Here is a 19,058-nt window from a genome sequence, read left to right on the forward strand (position 1 = left end):
TTGTTTTGATTGGCCAAAACCATGCTTATTATATTTAAGGCAAAAGAGGATTTGAAGGGATGATACATCGTAAAACACTGCAATCCAAATGGAATACCTATGATTGTGATGCAAAAAATAAGACCACCCAATGCCCAGCATATAGCACCCCATAAACCACCAAAAACCAATTTCTTAGAATCTATAGGTATAGTTGAATGATAGATAAGAAGCTGTATGGATGATGAGATCTGCGTCAAGGGTTTCTTTATAGGTAAAACTTGTCGCTAAGCCTTCATTGGCTGTTCCACTATCAGTTGATTGTTCATGTTCTCTTCCTGAATGATCCCATATTCCCCCAAATCGATACATCAATTCAAATTGATGATGCCCATAATAATAATGCAGTCCTATCACAGGATAAAATTCATTTTCATAAATATTGTTGTGTTTATCGGGTTCACTCTCAAGTGTGGTTTTCTCTCCAGGATAACTTTTCCAAACATCTTTGCCATCAACATATGCGTTGAATTGATAGCCAAATCCTACATTGAGTCCAAGTGTATGTTTGCCTTTTTGTAAAAAATCCCAAAGGTATTTGATATCCAAACCTGCTTTGATAGGGACATAAGATAAGGTATTGAAGGCAGATTTATTTTTGTTAACAACCCAACTATTCCCAAAACCACTATAAATATGAGCTGATACTTTTATCCCATGCCTTTGAGACTCACCAAAATAATGCTGATAACCACCTACTAATCCTGCATCAAAAGTGGTTGATTTTTGATATAGAGTCGCATGGTCATATTCTGGAGTTGCCTTATCTGATCTTATAAGTTGAGCTTTGCCAAGGACAGTCATATCTGAACCTCCCAAATCCCCTTCAACTCCAAGAAAAAATCCATTCTTAGACTCAGGCTTTTTTGTTTTGACTTTCACTTTGTTATTATTAACAGATTGATTTTCTGGATTATTTTCATTCAATCTTGCTTTTTCTTTTTCTAATTTTTTGATCTGATCATCTATTTCATCTCCAAAAGCAAGATTCATAAACAAAAAGCTACTTAGTGCTAAAATTAAACCTTTTTTAACTAATTCCATTTTTTTATCCTTTCTATTCATTTTATTCCAAACTTGAAGTTTATTTTTGTATTATAATATATTCCCCCCCCCCGTCAAGTTTTTTAGTAAATTTTATATATAAAATGCAAAATTCTTTGGAGAAAAACCATTCAATCATCTGGAATCATTCCAATATTAAGACAAATTGACCCCAAAAAAGAAAAAATAATCTTTTTTCAAGCTGATAAAAAAGTATTCTTTATGGGTTGATGATGAAAATAATGGATATTTTAAGGGATAGTGGGTATTTAAAAATTGCTCTTATAAGAGCTACTAAGGATAAATGAATCATTTAAAAGGACTTGTTTTAGGACATCTCAATCGTTTGAAACAATACTCTCAAGCTGCATTGAACCAAAAACAAGAAGGTAGGGCGATAATCAGAGTGTCCATAAACCCTCTTGGCGAAATCATCTCAACCACTTTACTCAAAAGCAGCGGTTCAAGCTCTCTTGACAATGAATCACTTGAACTATTCAAAAGAGCTTCCCCACTCCCAAGACCCCCGAAATCTTTGATAAAAGATCGTCATCATTTATCATTTGTTTTGCCCATTGATTTTAATATCAAATTATATTTTTCTCAAAAAAGAAATGAGTAAAATCTAATTGCGATTTTTATAATCACTATAGTTAAAACTTTTCAAAAGTTCAAATTTATCTTTAGAAATAATCCCAAAATTAGGCAAAGGGACTCCATTAAAGGTATTGTTTTTAACAATCGTATAATGCATCATATCTTCAAATAAAATCCTATCGCCAATTTTGAGTGGTGTCTCAAAACTATAATCCCCAATCACATCTCCAGCCAAACAAGTTGGTCCACCAAAACGATAAGTATATTGACCAACCCCTACTCCCTTATCTTCAAAAACACATTCTTCTCCATTGATAAGTGAGACTCTTTTGATATTTGGTCTATATGGCATTTCAAGGCAATCAGGCATATGTGCACTTGCACTCACATCTAAAATTGCTATAGGTATTTGATTATAAACAATATCTAAAACTTCTCCAATCAAAAAACCACTCTGCCAGCCTACAGCCTCTCCAGGTTCAAGGAAAATATCTCTGATTTGGTATTTTTCTTTAAAATGATTAATGATATCAATGAGCTTTTTAACATCATAATCACTACGGGTAATATGATGTCCTCCACCAAAATTAATCCATTTTATTTTAGGAAAATATCCACTAAAATGTTTTTCAAAATGTACTAATGTCCGTTCAAGTGCATCTGCATTCTGTTCACAATGTGTATGGAAATGTAAGCCACTGATACCCTCTAAGCCAAATTTTTCTACTCCCTTTTGAAATTCACTTGGCACAATCCCCAGTCGACTCCCAGAAATACAAGGATTATAAATAGGTGGTTCCACTTCACTATAAAGTGGATTAACACGCAAACCCATTTCAATACAGGATAATCCCAAAGATTTTAATTGTCTGTTTTTTGTTTCAATTTTTTGATGAAATTTTTGCCATTGATCAAAAGAATTAAAAATAATATGCGTGATGATTGGTAAAAGTTGTTCAACCTCATTATCTTTATAAGCGGGACTAAAAACACAAATTTCTTTATCAATCTCTCTACCTCCAAATTCCTCAAAAGCAAGCATAGACTCATAAATACCACTCGTGCAACAACCACTCAAATAAGGCCTCATTAAATCAAACTTCCTCCAAAACGCATAGCCCTTCAAAGCAAGTAAAACTTTAGCACCACTAATATTTTGCACACTATTGAGGATTTCTAGATTGTGTTTTAATCTTTCCTCTTCTAGGACATAAGAAGGCGTAGGGATTTCAAGATATTTCATATCAAACCTCATTGCCTATCAATAATAAACTGTTTAATATCTCTTTCAATCTCAATAGGATTGGATTTAGAAATAAAATCATCTGCATTCAAAGATCTCGCCATATCTTCATTACTACTTCCGCTCATTGAAGAGTTCACAACAATAGGAATATGAGCAGTCTGAGGGTTATTTTTTACCTGCTTGATGACCTCAAAACCACTAACTTCAGGCATTTCTAAATCTGTGATAATCATCCCAATACTTCCAATATCAGTATTAGGAGCAAAAAGATAATCAAGCAATGCCTGACCATTCATAAAATCATTGTGTTGAATGCCAATTTTATTCAAAATAATCTGCATTGTTTTCAAAACACTTGGACTATCATCAGCAAGCAATATGGTTTTATTTGTTTTGATTTTATTGACTTTATGTAATTCTTGTTGTTTCTCTTCTTCAATCCAAGGAAAAACATCTACTAACATCCGCTCAATATCTACGACCTGAACCAGCTTTCCATCAAAATACCTTGTGCGACTTACTAATTTGCTATTCATACCCGCACCACCTACACCTGCACTTTGCTCCATTTCAGTCCATTTTTTATTCAAAATCCTATCTGCCTCATATATCCTCACCCCAATGGTCCATCTAGAAAACTCACAAATCATAATAACATCATCTTCACTATCCTCACGGATAATCTTATAAGGCCTCAAATCTTTATTTTTATTTTTGCTATCATAATAAAACCATTTCTTCATATCAATTAAAGGGATAGTCATGTCCCTGATAGTTATCAGACCTTCAGTTAAAGAACTATTTTCGTGGTTTATCACTGTGACATCACCCCGATACTTTACAACTTCTCTGATTTTAAAAACATTCACTGCATATAAATCTTTATTTTTTTCCAAACGAAAACAAAGCAATTGGAGTTCATTATTTTTGTGCAAACTCGTCACTTGATCGACTTGTGATAGATTTGACATACCTGACATACCCCTAATCCTTCATATTAAATTGCCCTTAATCATAGCATAGTTTTATTTTAAAAAGTATTATCCTCTCTTTGCTGGGTATTGACAATGGGCACAAAGCTCCTCAACAGCCTTATGCGCTAAAAACCCTTCCCTGATATTTGATGCTCTTTTTGAAGTTAAAATATCTATCAAGTCCTGAGAATTGAGATTGCCTAAATTAATCTTTCCGCTCACATCAATACAACAAGGCACCACTGTCCCATCAGCCAAAATCCCAACTTGAGAAATCAATCCATAACAATACTTAGAAAAACTGGGAGTTTTTTGTGGGTTGATTTTAGCCCATTGGAAAGTTTTTGTGATATTTAAAAAAACCTTTTTGCCCAATCTAAACCTTTTTTGTTGGGTTCTATCAAACACATTAAATTCTTCTAATATAAGTTCTTTCATCCCAGATAAATCATCTAAAGTACTATCTTGAATCCTTAAATTGATAAAACCGGATGTATCTTTTAAAATTTTATAATGGCAAAGTTCAAAGATGGTCTGAAGATAATATTTTTTCTGAGGGTTGAAAACATCAAATCCAGCATTCAAAGAAATAGAAAGTTGATGGATTGGAGGGTCAAGCAATAAATCAAAATTATCTTGATATAAATAAAATCCACTTGTAACTAAATCCACCTTCAAACCATAATTTTGAGCGATCATTAAATAATCTTTTAAATCATCAAGTTTACAGGGATCACCCAAAATATGCAATGCAATATATTCACACAATCCCACAGACTGTTCACAAGCTTTTTGAAACAAATTTATAGGCATCACTTTACGAATATTTTTAGGATTAGGACAAAAGCTACAATGCAAACCGCAAATATCACTGAGCTCAATATAAATTTTTTTGAATTTAAACATTGAACCTAAAATGCATCACATCACCATCTGCAACAATATAATCCTTACCTTCTATTCTCATAGCTCCTGCTTCTTTGGCTTTGAGTTCCCCGCCATATTTAATATAGTCTTTATAGCTAATCGTCTCTGCCCTAATAAAACCTTTTTCAAAATCCTTATGAATGACACCCGCTGCTATAGGTGCACTATCACCCTTATGGATAGTCCAAGAACGAACTTCTTTAACCCCTGCAGTAAAGTAATTAATCAAACCAAGTTTAGAAAAACCTGTACGGATAATCTGTCCTAAACCAGTCTCCTTACAACCCAAACTTTCCAAGAATTCAAGCCTTTCATTTTCTTCCATCCCAACCATTTCTTCTTCAAGTTTTGCACATAGTAAAATCACTTCAGCATTATTCTTATGAGCATATTCTTCAACCTTCTTAAAATACTCATTCCCCAAAGCAACACTTTCTTCATCTACATTAGCACCATAAATTACTTCCTTATTTGTCAAAAACCTCAACTCTTTGTTAAGCTGAATAAAAACCTCACTATCCTTATGTGAAAAAACTCTCACTGGCTTATAAGATTCAAGATGCTCAAGCAAATTCAATGCACATTCTAAAGACAATTTCGCTTCTTTATCAGTCTTTGACTGCCTCTGAAGCTTTTCAATTCGTTTGTTTAATGTCTCTATATCAGCAAGCAAAAGCTCAAGATCAATGATTTCAATATCACCTATTGGATCAATCCTACCTTCAATATGAGTGATATTAGCATCTTCAAAGCAACGTACAAGGTGTAAAATCGCATCACATTCTTTAATGTTTGCTAAAAATTGATTGCCTAACCCCTCACCCTTGCTCGCACCCTTTACCAATCCAGCAATATCAACAAATTCAACAACTGAATGTAAAATCCGCTCCGGTTTTACAATCTTAGCTAGCTCTAATAATCTTTCATCAGGGACATTCACAACTGCTCTATTAGGCTCTATTGTGCAAAAAGGATAGTTTGCTGATTGTGCATTTTGTGCTTTTGTCAGAGCATTAAAAGTACTTGATTTGCCAACATTTGGCAATCCAACAATACCTATTGAAAGCCCCATACTCAACCCCTTGCTTCGACATCAAGGATAAACTCTACACAAGCACGAAGCCCTGCACCACTTGCCCCAGCCGTATTAATATCCCATTCTTTTTCTACAAAAGCTGGACCTGCAATATCAATATGCAGCCATTTATCCTTATAAATATCACGAATAAACTGACCTAAAAACATCCCCGCTGTGATAGCTCCTCCATACCTTGAAGAAGCTACATTGCACACATCGGCTATTTTTGATTCAATCAATTTACCAAGATGACGATTGAAAGGTAAAGTTGCCATCAATTCACCAGATTTTAAGGCAAGTTTTTCAAATCTAGCTTTTAACTCTTCATTATAACCCATAATTCCACTAGTAAACTCTCCCAATCCAAGCACACAAGCTCCAGTAAGTGTAGCAAAGTCAATCAAATAATCTGGCTTCAAATCCTGTGCATAGCTCAAACAATCTGCTAAGACTAATCTCCCTTCTGCATCGGTATTGCGGATTTCAATTGTTTTACCCTCTCTGGCAAACAAAACATCATCAGGCTTATAAGCATTCCCTCCAATCATATTTTCAGTGGCACCCACAATGGCATGAACCTCAACATTAACTCCAATTTTTGCCAACACATTAATAATGCCCAAAACAGCACAACCTCCACTTTTATCTGCTTTCATTGTCACCATAAAATCAGCAGGTTTCAAACTTAGTCCTCCACTATCATAAGTAAGACCTTTACCTACAAGCACAACCCTTGCTTTTGATTTTTTAGGTTTATATGTCAAGTGTATCAATCTTGGAGGAAAGCAAGAGGCTCGATTTACAGCCAAAAATGCTTCCATTTTTTCTTTTTTTAAAAATTTCTCATCACCAATTTGACATTGAAGTTTATTTTCTTTAGCAATTTTTTTCGCTATATCAGCCAAAAATAAAGGAGTTGCTTCTTGTGGAGGGGTATTGATAATATCTCGCACCAGCATAATACTCTCAGATAATATTACAGCCTTATCTAAAGTAGCTTGTAAATTCTTGATAGGTGTTTTATCAAAATTCTCTTTGGCGACAAATATTTCTTTGAGGAAAGGAGTATTTTTTTTACTTTTATATTCAGAAAAATCATACATTCCAAGCAACATCCCTAAAAAAATTGCCTGCATCATTTCCTCATTACCATAAATACCTATTTTAATACTTTTGAAAGGCATTTTTTTGATATAACGAACTGCTTGCATGCTAGCTTCTCGAAATAAATCTATTTCAAAAGCATTGATTCCAACATAAATAATTTTATTTCGTTGATCAAAAAAAATCCCTTCACCTTCGTAGCCAAATTCTTTAAAAATTTTAGATTCAATCCAAGTATGTTTAAAATTTTTATTCACTACGAATACAATACCTATATCCGCCTTAGTATCAATAAAACTTGTGCTTTTAAGATTAATTTTTAACATTTATTTTTCCTTTCTTAAGTCTATTTTAGACTGAATTTTCTGAATTTTTTTATCAATTTTCTTTGTATGAGAATTAAAATACCAAATGATAAATCCCAAGAAAAGCAATGCTAAAATGATAAAAATATAAGGATGATGCTTCAACCAAGACAAAATATGTAATATTTGTTCACCCAAAAACCATGCTATAAAAATCGTAATAGCTGCCCAAACCCAAGCACTGATAAGATTTATAAAAGCAAACTTTAATGCACTATAACGTGTCAAACCTATGCTAATAGGGATAATAGTCCTCATGCCATACATATAACGTTGAATAAAAATAATTGGCCAACCGTATTTTTGTAATAACAAATGAGCTAAAGCAAGCTTTCTCCTTTGCTTGCTCAAATGTTTTTGGATATAACCTTTATTAAATCTACCAATATAAAAGTAAAACTGATCACCGACAAACCCTCCCAAACCAGCAACAAACACAGCTAAAAAAACATTCATATGCCCAGTATGGGCTGCAATACCTGCAAATATAAGACCAAGCTCTCCTTCTAAAACACTCCAAAAAAATAAAATCAAATATCCCCAATCAGCAACATATGTATCCCAAAGACCAATAATATACTCTTCAATCCCCATCTTTAACCTCAATATCTAATACATTGGTAACCTTAACGATTTCGCGCAACTTTTTTGCACCTCCCAATGATTCCAAATTCAACAAAAAACAAGCCTCTACACAATTTGCCCCCAGACTCTCTATCAGCCTTAATGCAGCTTGAGCAGTTCCCCCTGTAGCTATCAAATCATCAATCAAAATAACCCTAGGAGATTTAACATCCCTAAAAGCATCAATATGAATCTCTACCTCATCAAATCCATACTCAAGGCTATATTTTTCACTCACAACAGTAAAGGGAAGCTTCCCTTTTTTCCTCACAGGCACAAACCCTACACTCAAAGCATAAGCAAGTGCTGCACCAAAAATAAATCCTCTAGATTCAATCCCAACAACAAAATCAATCTTCATTTCCAAATAATAATTCTTAAGAGAATCAATCAAAGCATTCATCAATATAGGATTGTTAATAAGGGTTGTAATATCTCGAAAAACAATGCCGGGTTTTGGATAATCAATCACACTACGGATAGAAGCAAGTAACTCTTTTTTAAGCTTTTCAGAAACAGGTTGCATATTTTTCCTTACAATAGAGCTTCAATTTTTTGCTCCAAATCCCTTATTCTAGTTTTATATTTGTCAGTTTCAACACGATATTGCGAATTTCTTTGTTTTAAGGTCTTAACTTCATTTTTAAGTGTATTCATTTCTTGGGTTAAAATATCTATATTTCCAAGTGCTCTTTGAAGCTGTAATTGGTGTTTTTGTATCAAAATTTCAGCTTCTTGCAGTGTCAATTTCATAGAAGCTGAATTCCTCTGTTCTTTTTGTGCTACGGATTTATAAAAAAAAGTTTTTATAAGCATATACAAAACGAATAAAATAAAAAATGTAATCAAAAACCACCATATTATTGTATCCATTTTTTACTCCTCAAAATCCTCAATTTTTGATATCCTACATTGATGTCTTCCACCTTCAAAATCAGTATGTATAAAAGCTTCTAAAATAGATTCTATTTCGCCTAAACCACTGATCCGCTCAGCCAAACACAATACATTTGCATCATTATGCAATCGTGACATTTTTGCCATATAGGCATCCAAACATAAAGCGGCTCGAATACCTTTATAACGATTAGCAGCAATACTCATTCCTAATCCGCTACCACAGATAAGAATACCTTTAGAATTTTTTGTTTTCAAGATTTCTTTACAAACCTTTTGTGCAAAATCAGGATAATCAACCCTACCATTATGCGTAGGAGAAAAATCAAGTACCTCATGCCCTGATTTTAAAACATACGTCTTTACAAAATCCCTCAAAAGAAGTCCAGCATGATCAGTACCTAAAATATAAAGCATAAAAATCCTTCTAAGTCAACAAAAATCTCAATAATAGCTGTGTTGGATAAAAAAATACCTGTGACAATGGTGTTGCTAAAACAACCAAAAGAATAATCATACCATAAGGAGCGATTTGATAAAAAAATCTTGGCACAACCTCAATACCAAACTTCAAACAAATAAAACTCAAAGCTTGTGAACCATCAAGTGGAGGGATAGGCCAAAGATTAAAAATACCCAAAACTACATTATAAACAATAAGTTGTACTAAAAACCCTATAAAAACAGCTCCCCACTCACCTGAAATATCCCCAAATAAACCACTAAAAAGAAGTACACTCACTATCAAAGCAAAAATCAAATTATAAGCAACACCTGCCAAACTTACAGCGACGCCTGCACCATAGCCCCATTTACGGATTATAAAGTCCATATTTACAGGCACAGGCTTTGCCCATCCAAATAAAAATGGAGCCTGAAAAAAAAATAAAATCAAAGGAAGCAGTATTGATCCAATAGGGTCAATATGCTTGATAGGATTAATACTCAAACGACCCATTTTTTTAGCTGTATCATCTCCATATCTAAATGCTACATAACCATGCATGATTTCATGACCAATGATAGCTATCAAAAAAGCTACTATCATTATAAGGGTCTTGATAATATTTTCTGGCAAAAAAAGTTCAGAAAAGTTCATTTATTACTTGCTCTTTGTTTTAATTGTTCTTTTTCTAAAGCCTCAACACTTTTAAACATTCGATTCCAACGAATTGTATAACGTGCTTTTGGATCATGATCTGCACCAGATTCAATGCTATTTGCTAGATTCAAACTGAAATAAATAAACCATGGTTTCCCAATGATATTTTTATATGGCACACTTCCCCAAAATCTTGAATCTGCACTATCATCACGATTATCCCCTATCATAAAAAACTCATCAGGAGCGATCTTTTTATAAAACATTAATTCACCATCAATATTCATAGGCATCATTGCAATACCCATTTTATTTGGATCATCATTAAAAACTAAGGTTCCATTATTAATAAGCTGTTGAGTTAGGGCAGCCATTCTAAAAAAACTAGAATTATTATTTTGATAATGAATACCTGGATGATCTTGGGAATAAGGTTCAAAAACAAATTTTTTACCCATCATTATCATAACCCTATCAGGATCATAATGACTTTCAACATACTCATCCCCTTCATAAGGGTGTAAATATAATCCTCTTTCATTAAAAATAACCTCATCGCCACCTACTGCAAAATCTCTTTTAACAAAATACTGTTTTGGATCATGTGGAGGGATAAAAATGACTACATCACCTCTTTGAGGTCTTTCACCTTCAAGCAGATGTCCATTACCTCTAAAATCAGGCAATACAGGTATCTCCAACCAAGGAATTTTAGGTGTAGGGATGCCATAAGAAAATTTTTTTACAAATAACATATCCCCTTCATACAAAGTCCCTACCATTGAACGTGATGGAATAATAAAAGCCTGTGCCACAAAAAAAACAACAAATAAAACAATAATAATCGTACCTGTCCAACTAGCACAAAAATTATAAATGGATTTTAAAATTTTCATTTGATTCCTTAAAAAGTCTTTTTAATTTTACGCATTTTAGCAGCAAAAAGAGTATTTTGAAGCAAAGAAACAATAGTCATTGGACCAACACCGCCCGGAACCGGAGTGATAAAACCAGATTTTTTAGAAACATTCTCAAAATCAACATCCCCCACCAATCTGCCATCTTTAAGACGATTGATGCCAATATCTATCACAATACTGCCTTCTTTTACCATATCTGCTTGAATAAGTCCGGGTTTTCCCACCCCTACGCAAATAATATCAGATGTTCTACTAAAAAATCCAATATCCCTACTCAAAGCATGACAGATACTTACAGTCGCACCTGCATTTAACATCAGAGAAAATAAAGGCTTCCCGACAATATTGCTCGCTCCAATTATAACAACATTTTTACCCCTAACATCTATATTATAGTGCTGTAAAAGACTCATCACACCCATTGGAGTAGCAGGTGCAAAAGCTTCCAAACCAGCAAAGAGCTTGCCAACATTAAAAGGGTGAAATCCATCTACATCTTTTTGTGGATCAATAGCTTCTAAAATCACTTTAGTATCAATGTGTTCAGGCAAAGGTAATTGCACCAAAATACCATCAATATCTTTGTCTTTATTTAATTTTGCAATAATATCAAGCAATTCTGTTTGTGTGATATTTTGAGATAATTTTTTATCAATATAATCAATTTTACAACGTTCACAAGCCTTGATCTTCATATTCACATAAGTACAGCTTGCAGGATCTTCGCCCACTAATATGACTGCTAACTTTGGAATGATTCCTTGAGTTTTAAGATAATCTGTTTGGGCAATGATTTTTTGTTCAACATTCATTGCCAAAGATTTGCCATCAAGGAGGGTCATTTTATCACCTTTAAAATTGAAGTAATGTATTATAATAAAATCTTTTTAACCTTACACAAGGAAACTTGATGAAAATATGGAATAAATGCCTTTGGTCGATTTTTTTTATCTTACTGCCTTTTTGGTTATCAGCTCAAGATGCCAAAGACAATAGCTTCATCACTCCACAAGAATATGGCAAAAAACTTTATCAAAATCCACGAAATATCGGGTGTATAAAATGTCATGGGAAAAATGGAGAAAGTGAGATCATCGCTCATTACAAAAGTAAAGGAAAAGACAAAACCATTATCGCACCAAAAATCAATGATATGGAATTTGATACATTTAAAAAAGCTCTCAACAAAGACAAAGGTATTATGCCAAAATACAATCTCACAGATGATGAAATAAAAGCAATATATTTATATATTAACTCAAAAAAATAAGGTCTGATTTTTGAGCAATCAAATAAACTAAAGTAGTGCCATCTATATATTTAGATATTTAAATTTATCTTAGTTTAATCTCAATGAAAATTTTTTAATAGTAAATCCTGTGTATTCATCACACCAACACCTTTATCTAAAATATCTTGGGCAATACCTTGAGCTTCTTTTAAAGAATGCATTTTAGCTGTGCCACATTGATAAATATTAAGCTCAGGAATATCTTTTTCATCCTTGACTTTCAAAACATCTCGCATACTTGCCTCCCATGCATCTTTTACATCATAAGGATCAGGGGTTCCAATAAGACTCATATAAAATCCTGTACGACATCCCATTGGGGAAATATCAATGATTTCAACCTTTGAACTATTCAAATGTTCTCTCATAAATCCAGCAAACAAATGCTCTAAAGTATGGATTCCCTTTTCGCTCAAAATCTCTTGATTGGGTTTACAAAACCTCAAATCAAAAACAGATATTTCATCACCCTTTGGTGTTTGCATGCTCTTAGCAAGCCTGACTGCAGGTGCAGGCATAATAGTATGATCGACTTTAAAACTATCTAACAAAGGCATATGAAGCTCCTCGCAAAGTTAAAAATATTTCTGTAATTATATCCAACTTAAGGTATAATAAATAAAATATCAATAAAAGAAAATTCGGAGAAGCAAAATGAAATATTTTAAAAAACACTTTTTACTATCAAGTGCTATTTTAACACTAGCTATTTATGGCTGTACAGCTCCACAAACTCCATCCATTAATTATGAAGCACAAAAATGTCCTGCCCCACTAGCTGAAATCCATTTAGACTCTATTAATGTTGAACAAAATGATCTTGAAATTCCCACTGAATTTATCCAAAATCTACTCAAACAAAACCTAAAAGATAATTGCCTCACATTTACAAATAAACAGGGCAATGATATATATGATCTCAAAATCACTTATAAAACTTCTTTACAAAGTTCATCTGAACAAAAAATTGCCAGCTCTAAAGCACAAAACCAACTCAATAGCGAAGTCAACTTATCTTTAAAAAATCAAAAGATAACCAAAAATTTTGGAGGCAAAAGTTCAACCCAAGTTAGTGGTAAAAAAATTCTTGATATTGGTCAAGATGCCTCCATCAAAGAAGAAGATAAAAACAAATCAATTGAGCAAGCTTTCAGAGCAGCTTATCAATCACTCATTGAAAGCTTCAAATGAGGTATAAATTAAAGTCTTTGTCTATACCGTTACTATTAGTAGCATTTATATCAAGTGGATGTGCTAGCAAAAAACCTAAAGTGCAAGAAACTTTCACAACAATTAAATGCGAAATGGTCTGTAAAGATAATCAATGCAATCAAAAATGCGAAGGTGTAAAAGAAACACACTAGGATAAATTTCATTTTGTTTACTTTTCTATTCTCATTTATGATACAATTATGATACAAAAAAATTACAAGGAGTTTTTCATGTTATCAAAAGAAGTTGTGAAATTATTAAATTCTCAGGTACAAAAAGAGATGTTTTCTGCAAATCTTTATTTAAGTATGAGTTCTTGGTGCTATGAAAATAGCTTTGATGGTGCTGGATTATTTTTATTTGATCATGCAGAAGAAGAAAGTGATCATGCAAAAAGACTTGTTACCTATTTGAATGAAACTGATTCCCATGTCGAGCTTACAAAAATAGATGCACCTGAAAATACCTTCAAAAGCTTACTTGAAGTATTTGAAAAAACTTATCAGCACGAAAAAGAAATCACACTTTCTATCAATGAACTTGTCGATCATATGCTCAAAAATAAAGACTACCCAACATTTAATTTTTTGCAATGGTATGTCAAAGAACAACACGAAGAAGAAGCATTATTTAGAGGTATCGTCGATAAAGTACGATTGATAGGTGATAATGGTAATGGACTATATCTTGCAGATCAATATATTAAAAATATTGCTCTATCAAGAAAAAAATAATACTTTTTAAATGGCTTTTTAGCCATTTAAACTTACAATAAATCTCTTTTCATACTTTCACCTTAAAAACCTCACAAATCAATATCACTTGCATAAAAAATCAATTATTGTTAAAATCCATAAGCCTTAAAAATTACTACAACCCCTCTGTAAAAGGATAAAAATGAAAAAAATCTTTTATGTATTTCTAATATTAAGCACACTAATTTTTTCTCACTTGCTTAATGCAGCTGCCTATCCTCCAATAAAAGATACAACAACTGGATTAGCTCTATCTAGTCACCAATTAGCTAATAAAATCGGCAAAGAGATTTTAGATAAAGGTGGCAATGCTATTGATGCTGCAGTAGCTGTGGGCTATGCCCTTGCAGTAGTCCATCCTGCTGCTGGCAATATCGGTGGAGGAGGCTTTGGCGTCATCCATCTTGCAGATGGCACTAATATCACTCTTGATTTTCGTGAAAAAGCTCCGCTAAAAGCCTCAAGAGATATGTATTTGGATAAAAATGGAAATGTAATTCCTGAAAAAAGCACTATTGGTTATCTAGCTGCAGGGGTTCCAGGAACTGTAGCTGGAATGAGTGCTATGTTAGAAAAATATGGCACCAAGCCACTTTCAGAACTTATAGAGCCAGCTATCAAGCTAGCTGAAGAAGGTTTTATTATTTCTCAAAGACAAGCAGAAACGATGCTTGAAGCCCAAAAAAATTTCTCCAGATTTGTTTCATCAAAAAAATATTTCCTCAAAGAAGATGGTAGTACATACAAAGAAAATGAACTCTTTGTCCAAAAAGACCTAGCAAAAACACTCAAACTCATCCAAAAAGAAGGACCAAAAGCCTTTTATCAGGGTAAAATAGCTGATCTTATCGCTCAAGATATGTCTAAAAATGGTGGTATCATCACCAAAGAAGATCTCAAAAATTATCAAGTCGTATGGAGAAAACCAGTCATTGGTAAATATCGAGGTTATGATATCATCTCTATGGCACCACCAAGTTCTGGAGGTACGCATATTATTGAGATACTTAATGTGATGGAAAATGCACCTATTGATTCACTTGGATTTGGTTCAAGCAAGACTATTCATATCATGGCAGAAGGAATGAGACAAGCATATGCAGACAGATCAGAATTTATGGGAGATCCTGATTTTATCCAAATCCCTATTGATAAACTCATCAATAAAGATTATGCTAAAAAAATTTATGAATCCATAAACCCAAACAAAGCAACTAAAAGCTCAAATATCAAACCTGGTCTAGATCAAATACACGAGGGTGAAAACACCACTCATTATTCTGTCGCTGACAAATGGGGAAATGCGGTGAGCATAACCTATACAATCAACGCATCATACGGAAGTACTGCTGCTATTGATGGAGCTGGTTTTTTACTCAATAATGAAATGGATGATTTTTCTATCAAGCCCGGCACCCCCAATCTTTATGGTCTAATCGGTGGAAATGCAAACTCTATAGAACCAAACAAAAGACCCCTAAGTTCAATGTCTCCTACAATTGTCCTCAAAAATGGCAAACTTTTTATGGTGGTAGGTAGTCCAGGTGGTGCTAGGATAATCACAACAGTTTTGCAAGTCATTAGCAATGTCATTGATCATCAAATGGATATTTCTCAAGCAATACAAGCACCAAGATTCCATATGCAATGGTTACCAGATGAAATCAGGATAGAAAAATATGGCATGAGCAAAGATGTTGAAGAAAATTTAAATGATATGGATTATACTATCGTTACGAAGCCTGTAATGGGAGATGTTAATGCTATCCTTATTGATCCACAGACTCATATTATGTATGGTTCTGGAGACCCTAGAAAAGAGTTTTAATCTTTTTAGGGAAATCAAAAAGTATAAATATAGCTCGCATAAATAGAATACTGACGATCTAGATCAGTTTTTAGATTTCCTGTAGTGGTCACAAATGGAGCTGGATGTATCTTATCATCCACATCTTTAAAAATACTATCTTGCAACAATGGGACTTTCACGCCAATCTCAAGACCGTGATGTTTATGAAAATTTCCCCTCAAACCTACATCAATAGTTGTTTGGAAGTTTGCATAAGTCACCTTACCATTTGGGAAGTATTCTTTTTGAAAATCTTTGCCATTAGGAATCCAAGTGTCCGCACCTACACCAACCCCTACAAATATACCAAGATTTGTATTTTCTTTATTCACAAAATCCCAAAGCGTATCTATACCTACACCATAGCTAAGCATATTTGCATGATAACTATCCTTAGGCAAAACACCCTTACCAAAATCCACATAGCCATAGTCCAAAAATCCATAGTAACGTAATCCAAACCACTTAGAAGCACCAAAAAATTGCTTATAACCAAGCTTGATACCCGCACCATTCATAAAATGATCATGTTTATAGTCTGCTGATGTTTTATTAACCACAGTTGCTCCTGCAGTAGTTACAGAATCACCGTTCTGATTGAATTTTGCCTGACTGAATTGATAGCTCACTCCGACAAATGCCCCACTATCCTCTGCATACAAAAAGCCACCAAGAGCCAAAGAGCAGCAAGCTGTCATTAAAACTTTTTTCATTGAATCTTCCTTATTTTAAATTGTTTATCAAACAATATATTAATATATCTATCTTGTATTATCTGAATAATGCTAGATAAATCTATAAAATGATTATATATATTATTTCTTAACATAATTATTAAATAAAATTTAAATATCAATCAAAGATTCCAGAGAATCTCCTCATCAATATGGGTATAAACACACTAAAAATATAATAACTATGGAATTGGGGAAATTTATAAGGATTTTAATATATCTATCTTTTGTATTGGCGATATTTGAATTCTGCTCGTCCTATAGCGATGATATGACCTCGCATTTTATCATGCATATCACTGATAAAAAAAGGTTTTTTAAGTTCCAATGTGGGAATATCTAAAGCATAAATAGTGAACAAATAATGATGATCTTTATTAGGGGGCATTGGTCCGATATATTTACTAGTATCTAGATTAGATTGGAATTTTTTATCTTCTGGCAAGTCTGAACGCAAATATCCTTGCGTTATACTATTGATTCCTTGTAAAATGCCTTTATCTACCCTGCTTGCATTCTCTTCTAAAATATTTTTCCTAATATCAGCTACTACCCAATGTACAAATACTTTGCCACAAACAGGAACAGAATCATAATCAATAAATTCTAAAGCATAACTTTTAGCTCCGCTAACCTCTTGCCAAGAAATCTTTGGAGAAACATCAGGATATCCATTACTATCTTTGAATTCAGCTGTGGCATTCCCACCATATTTATCATCTAAAAAACCATTTTTATCCCAATCTAAAGTAACTTCGAAAAATTGCATCACAAACCTCCTGTTTTTTATTTTTTTAAAGATAACTAAGATTTTAACATTATTATTTTGATAGAGATTAAATTAAAAGCTTCAAACACAAAAACCCGTTATAATTCTGAGATTCAATAAATTGATCAGGAAAATAAAATGATTACAAAAGATAATTTCAAAGAAGTTTTAGAAATTCTGGGTTTTATCAAAGAAAACAACAATATTTATTCCAAAAATGCTCAAAAATTTCACTGGCAAATCACGCAAAAGTCTTGAAGAAGAACTCAAAAAAGAATTTCGCAATACCAAGCTACTATCTTCACAATTTTTTGCTTTCAGAGAAGTTTACAATGAAACCCTGTTTTTACAAAATGGAAAAATTTTGGTTGAAATAATTGAATTATTCCAGCCCTATAAATTAAGCTATTCGAGCAAAGAGCAGTTTTTAGGTGAATTATTTGAAAAACTCATTCAAGATTCACTCTTTAATAAAAAGTAAAAATTATCTATTAATTTGAATTTAAGCAAATATAAATTAAACTAAGCTAGAAAATAAAACATTGACAAAAGGAACTCTCGATGAAAAAAACATACTTAAAAATCTCAGCAATACTTTGCTTGATTGCTTATGGGGGGGGGGGTCAGTGATTTAAAGGCAAAACCTATAAATGCTAGGTTTTGGACTTCGGATTTTGTCAAGCCTCAAGAAGTTTTTAATTTTAACAATGTTTTAATCAAAGAATACAATTTTACTTTAAAACCTTTCAATCCTTTCAATCCTTTTAACTCATACTATTCTCTAAAAAATGCTATTGAGCATAGCCAACAAGATTATCATAAAACAATGTCTGATTTGAAAAAAAATTATTACAACAGTCGAAAAACAGTTCTAGATTTTAGTAACTTCTCTCGTACTTTAGGTTCTTGGTTTGACCTTGAGACTACAAAAAATATAAATTCATATCTAGCTAGAATAAATGATTACTACATAGCTGTTAAAAATTATTATGAGGCAGCGATAAAAGGTGAAGCTACTCCTAATGATATGAATTCAATACAAAATGCTATGGACAAAATAAAAGACCTAACAATAGCATTAAATTTTCTTCTTAGAGGATACAAAGATAAAACAACAGGCAAGGTACCTTATATTGAAGACCTTATGACAAGCAGTCAAGAAATAAACCATAACCTCTCCAAACTCAACACAGTAGTATATGCAATTCAAGCTCAAAATCAAGCTTTAGCATATGCAGTTCAAGCTCAACAACAAGCTTTCAAAACCATCCATAATGATCAAAAGAAATTCTCTTCTCTGAATGCTGGGGTTCAAAGGAGTGCTCAAATGACAAATTTCATTTCTTCTTTGAACACACAAACAAGATTGGCTAAATTATCCAACCCTCATAGAGAAGATACTAGATTTGCAGAGTGGATAAAATCTATGCAAGGAAGAGGAATGGCTTCTAATGATATATCTAGCGATAGCATCCTCTTGGCTGCCAACAACACAAAAAATACCAATAGCTATCAAGTCAATCCCAATAAT

24 protein-coding genes are annotated in these 19,058 nt (G+C 33.1%); 8 read left to right on the forward strand and 16 right to left on the reverse strand.

The window, feature by feature from the left end; translation table 11 throughout:
• Nucleotides 1-174 precede the first annotated feature (174 nt).
• Nucleotides 175-1,083, reverse strand: coding sequence for an outer membrane beta-barrel protein (locus tag BKH44_RS02035; protein WP_095269584.1), 909 nt, complete (start codon nucleotides 1,081-1,083; stop codon nucleotides 175-177).
• A 304-nt stretch (nucleotides 1,084-1,387) separates the two neighbouring features.
• On the opposite strand from BKH44_RS02035, the gene BKH44_RS02040 reads away from it, so the two are divergent.
• Nucleotides 1,388-1,705: an energy transducer TonB gene (locus tag BKH44_RS02040; RefSeq protein ID WP_095269585.1), complete on the forward strand. Its 318-nt coding sequence runs from the start codon at nucleotides 1,388-1,390 to the stop codon at nucleotides 1,703-1,705.
• A 3-nt stretch (nucleotides 1,706-1,708) separates the two neighbouring features.
• Here the strand turns inward: BKH44_RS02040 and nspC are convergent, their stop codons facing one another.
• The 12 genes from nspC to folD form a co-directional block, all read right to left on the reverse strand.
• Nucleotides 1,709-2,923, reverse strand: a complete 1,215-nt coding sequence (gene nspC, locus BKH44_RS02045) for a carboxynorspermidine decarboxylase (protein WP_095269587.1) — start codon at nucleotides 2,921-2,923, stop codon at nucleotides 1,709-1,711.
• Between the two features lie 8 nt (nucleotides 2,924-2,931).
• Entirely contained in the window at nucleotides 2,932-3,897 is a 966-nt protein-coding gene (locus tag BKH44_RS02050) for a chemotaxis protein (RefSeq protein WP_095269629.1), read from the reverse strand.
• A 69-nt stretch (nucleotides 3,898-3,966) separates the two neighbouring features.
• The gene (locus tag BKH44_RS02055; RefSeq protein ID WP_257842567.1) at nucleotides 3,967-4,806 is read right to left on the reverse strand and encodes a radical SAM/SPASM domain-containing protein; all 840 of its coding nucleotides are present in this window, start codon (nucleotides 4,804-4,806) and stop codon (nucleotides 3,967-3,969) included.
• Nucleotides 4,799-5,899: a redox-regulated ATPase YchF gene (ychF, locus tag BKH44_RS02060; protein ID WP_095269588.1), complete on the reverse strand. Its 1,101-nt coding sequence runs from the start codon at nucleotides 5,897-5,899 to the stop codon at nucleotides 4,799-4,801. The genes BKH44_RS02055 and ychF overlap by 8 nt, the downstream gene beginning before the upstream one ends.
• A gap of 2 nt (nucleotides 5,900-5,901) precedes the next feature.
• Nucleotides 5,902-7,335, reverse strand: a complete 1,434-nt coding sequence (locus tag BKH44_RS02065) for a leucyl aminopeptidase (RefSeq protein ID WP_095269590.1) — start codon at nucleotides 7,333-7,335, stop codon at nucleotides 5,902-5,904.
• Nucleotides 7,336-7,962, reverse strand: coding sequence for a DedA family protein (locus BKH44_RS08930; RefSeq protein WP_257842569.1), 627 nt, complete (start codon nucleotides 7,960-7,962; stop codon nucleotides 7,336-7,338). It abuts the gene before it with no gap.
• Nucleotides 7,958-8,524, reverse strand: a complete 567-nt coding sequence (locus BKH44_RS02075) for an adenine phosphoribosyltransferase (protein WP_095269593.1) — start codon at nucleotides 8,522-8,524, stop codon at nucleotides 7,958-7,960. Before BKH44_RS02075 ends, BKH44_RS08930 begins: the two co-directional genes overlap by 5 nt.
• Nucleotides 8,525-8,532: 8 nt before the next feature.
• Nucleotides 8,533-8,871, reverse strand: coding sequence for a hypothetical protein (locus BKH44_RS02080; protein ID WP_095269595.1), 339 nt, complete (start codon nucleotides 8,869-8,871; stop codon nucleotides 8,533-8,535).
• A 3-nt stretch (nucleotides 8,872-8,874) separates the two neighbouring features.
• A complete protein-coding gene (rpiB, locus tag BKH44_RS02085; RefSeq protein ID WP_095269597.1) occupies nucleotides 8,875-9,312 on the reverse strand; it encodes a ribose 5-phosphate isomerase B in 438 nt (145 codons plus the stop codon).
• Between the two features lie 10 nt (nucleotides 9,313-9,322).
• Entirely contained in the window at nucleotides 9,323-9,994 is a 672-nt protein-coding gene (locus tag BKH44_RS02090) for a site-2 protease family protein (RefSeq protein WP_095269599.1), read from the reverse strand.
• Nucleotides 9,991-10,893, reverse strand: a complete 903-nt coding sequence (lepB, locus tag BKH44_RS02095; protein WP_095269601.1) for a signal peptidase I — start codon at nucleotides 10,891-10,893, stop codon at nucleotides 9,991-9,993. Before lepB ends, BKH44_RS02090 begins: the two co-directional genes overlap by 4 nt.
• 8 nt (nucleotides 10,894-10,901) lie before the next feature.
• Nucleotides 10,902-11,759: a bifunctional methylenetetrahydrofolate dehydrogenase/methenyltetrahydrofolate cyclohydrolase FolD gene (gene folD / locus BKH44_RS02100; protein WP_095269603.1), complete on the reverse strand. Its 858-nt coding sequence runs from the start codon at nucleotides 11,757-11,759 to the stop codon at nucleotides 10,902-10,904.
• Nucleotides 11,760-11,827: 68 nt separating this feature from the next.
• On the opposite strand from folD, the gene BKH44_RS02105 reads away from it, so the two are divergent.
• Nucleotides 11,828-12,187, forward strand: a complete 360-nt coding sequence (locus BKH44_RS02105) for a cytochrome c (protein ID WP_095269604.1) — start codon at nucleotides 11,828-11,830, stop codon at nucleotides 12,185-12,187.
• Between the two features lie 80 nt (nucleotides 12,188-12,267).
• Here BKH44_RS02105 and luxS read toward each other — a convergent pair whose 3' ends face one another.
• Nucleotides 12,268-12,765, reverse strand: a complete 498-nt coding sequence (luxS, locus tag BKH44_RS02110; RefSeq protein ID WP_095269605.1) for an S-ribosylhomocysteine lyase — start codon at nucleotides 12,763-12,765, stop codon at nucleotides 12,268-12,270.
• A 97-nt stretch (nucleotides 12,766-12,862) separates the two neighbouring features.
• Here luxS and BKH44_RS02115 point away from each other — a divergent pair, with 97 nt between their 5' ends.
• The 4 genes from BKH44_RS02115 (at nucleotide 12,863) to ggt (ending at nucleotide 16,003) form a co-directional block, all read left to right on the forward strand.
• Nucleotides 12,863-13,399 (forward strand): hypothetical protein, encoded by a 537-nt coding sequence (locus tag BKH44_RS02115; protein WP_095269607.1) that lies wholly within the window; start codon nucleotides 12,863-12,865, stop codon nucleotides 13,397-13,399.
• Complete coding sequence (locus BKH44_RS08755) at nucleotides 13,396-13,572, forward strand: hypothetical protein (protein ID WP_180674079.1); 177 nt, start codon at nucleotides 13,396-13,398, stop codon at nucleotides 13,570-13,572. Before BKH44_RS02115 ends, BKH44_RS08755 begins: the two co-directional genes overlap by 4 nt.
• A 78-nt stretch (nucleotides 13,573-13,650) precedes the next feature.
• Nucleotides 13,651-14,154, forward strand: a complete 504-nt coding sequence (locus BKH44_RS02120; protein ID WP_095269608.1) for a ferritin — start codon at nucleotides 13,651-13,653, stop codon at nucleotides 14,152-14,154.
• 163 nt (nucleotides 14,155-14,317) lie between these two features.
• Nucleotides 14,318-16,003 (forward strand): gamma-glutamyltransferase, encoded by a 1,686-nt coding sequence (gene ggt, locus BKH44_RS02125; RefSeq protein WP_095269609.1) that lies wholly within the window; start codon nucleotides 14,318-14,320, stop codon nucleotides 16,001-16,003.
• A 14-nt stretch (nucleotides 16,004-16,017) separates the two neighbouring features.
• Here the strand turns inward: ggt and BKH44_RS02130 are convergent, their stop codons facing one another.
• Entirely contained in the window at nucleotides 16,018-16,737 is a 720-nt protein-coding gene (locus tag BKH44_RS02130; RefSeq protein WP_095269610.1) for an outer membrane protein, read from the reverse strand.
• Nucleotides 16,738-16,978: 241 nt separating this feature from the next.
• A complete protein-coding gene (locus tag BKH44_RS02135) occupies nucleotides 16,979-17,527 on the reverse strand; it encodes a YbhB/YbcL family Raf kinase inhibitor-like protein (protein WP_095269612.1) in 549 nt (182 codons plus the stop codon).
• A 217-nt stretch (nucleotides 17,528-17,744) separates the two neighbouring features.
• Between BKH44_RS02135 and BKH44_RS02140 the strand changes: the two genes are divergently transcribed.
• Both BKH44_RS02140 and BKH44_RS02145 read left to right on the forward strand, forming a co-directional pair.
• On the forward strand, nucleotides 17,745-18,008 hold the full coding sequence (locus BKH44_RS02140) for a hypothetical protein (protein WP_095269614.1): 264 nt from the start codon (nucleotides 17,745-17,747) through the stop codon (nucleotides 18,006-18,008).
• Nucleotides 18,009-18,137: 129 nt separating this feature from the next.
• Nucleotides 18,138-19,058: hypothetical protein (locus BKH44_RS02145; RefSeq protein WP_143428288.1), on the forward strand; the 921-nt coding region annotated here is incomplete at its 3' end.

The sequence above is a fragment of the Helicobacter sp. 13S00477-4 genome, assembly GCF_002272785.1.
Lineage (GTDB): Bacteria > Campylobacterota > Campylobacteria > Campylobacterales > Helicobacteraceae > Helicobacter_J.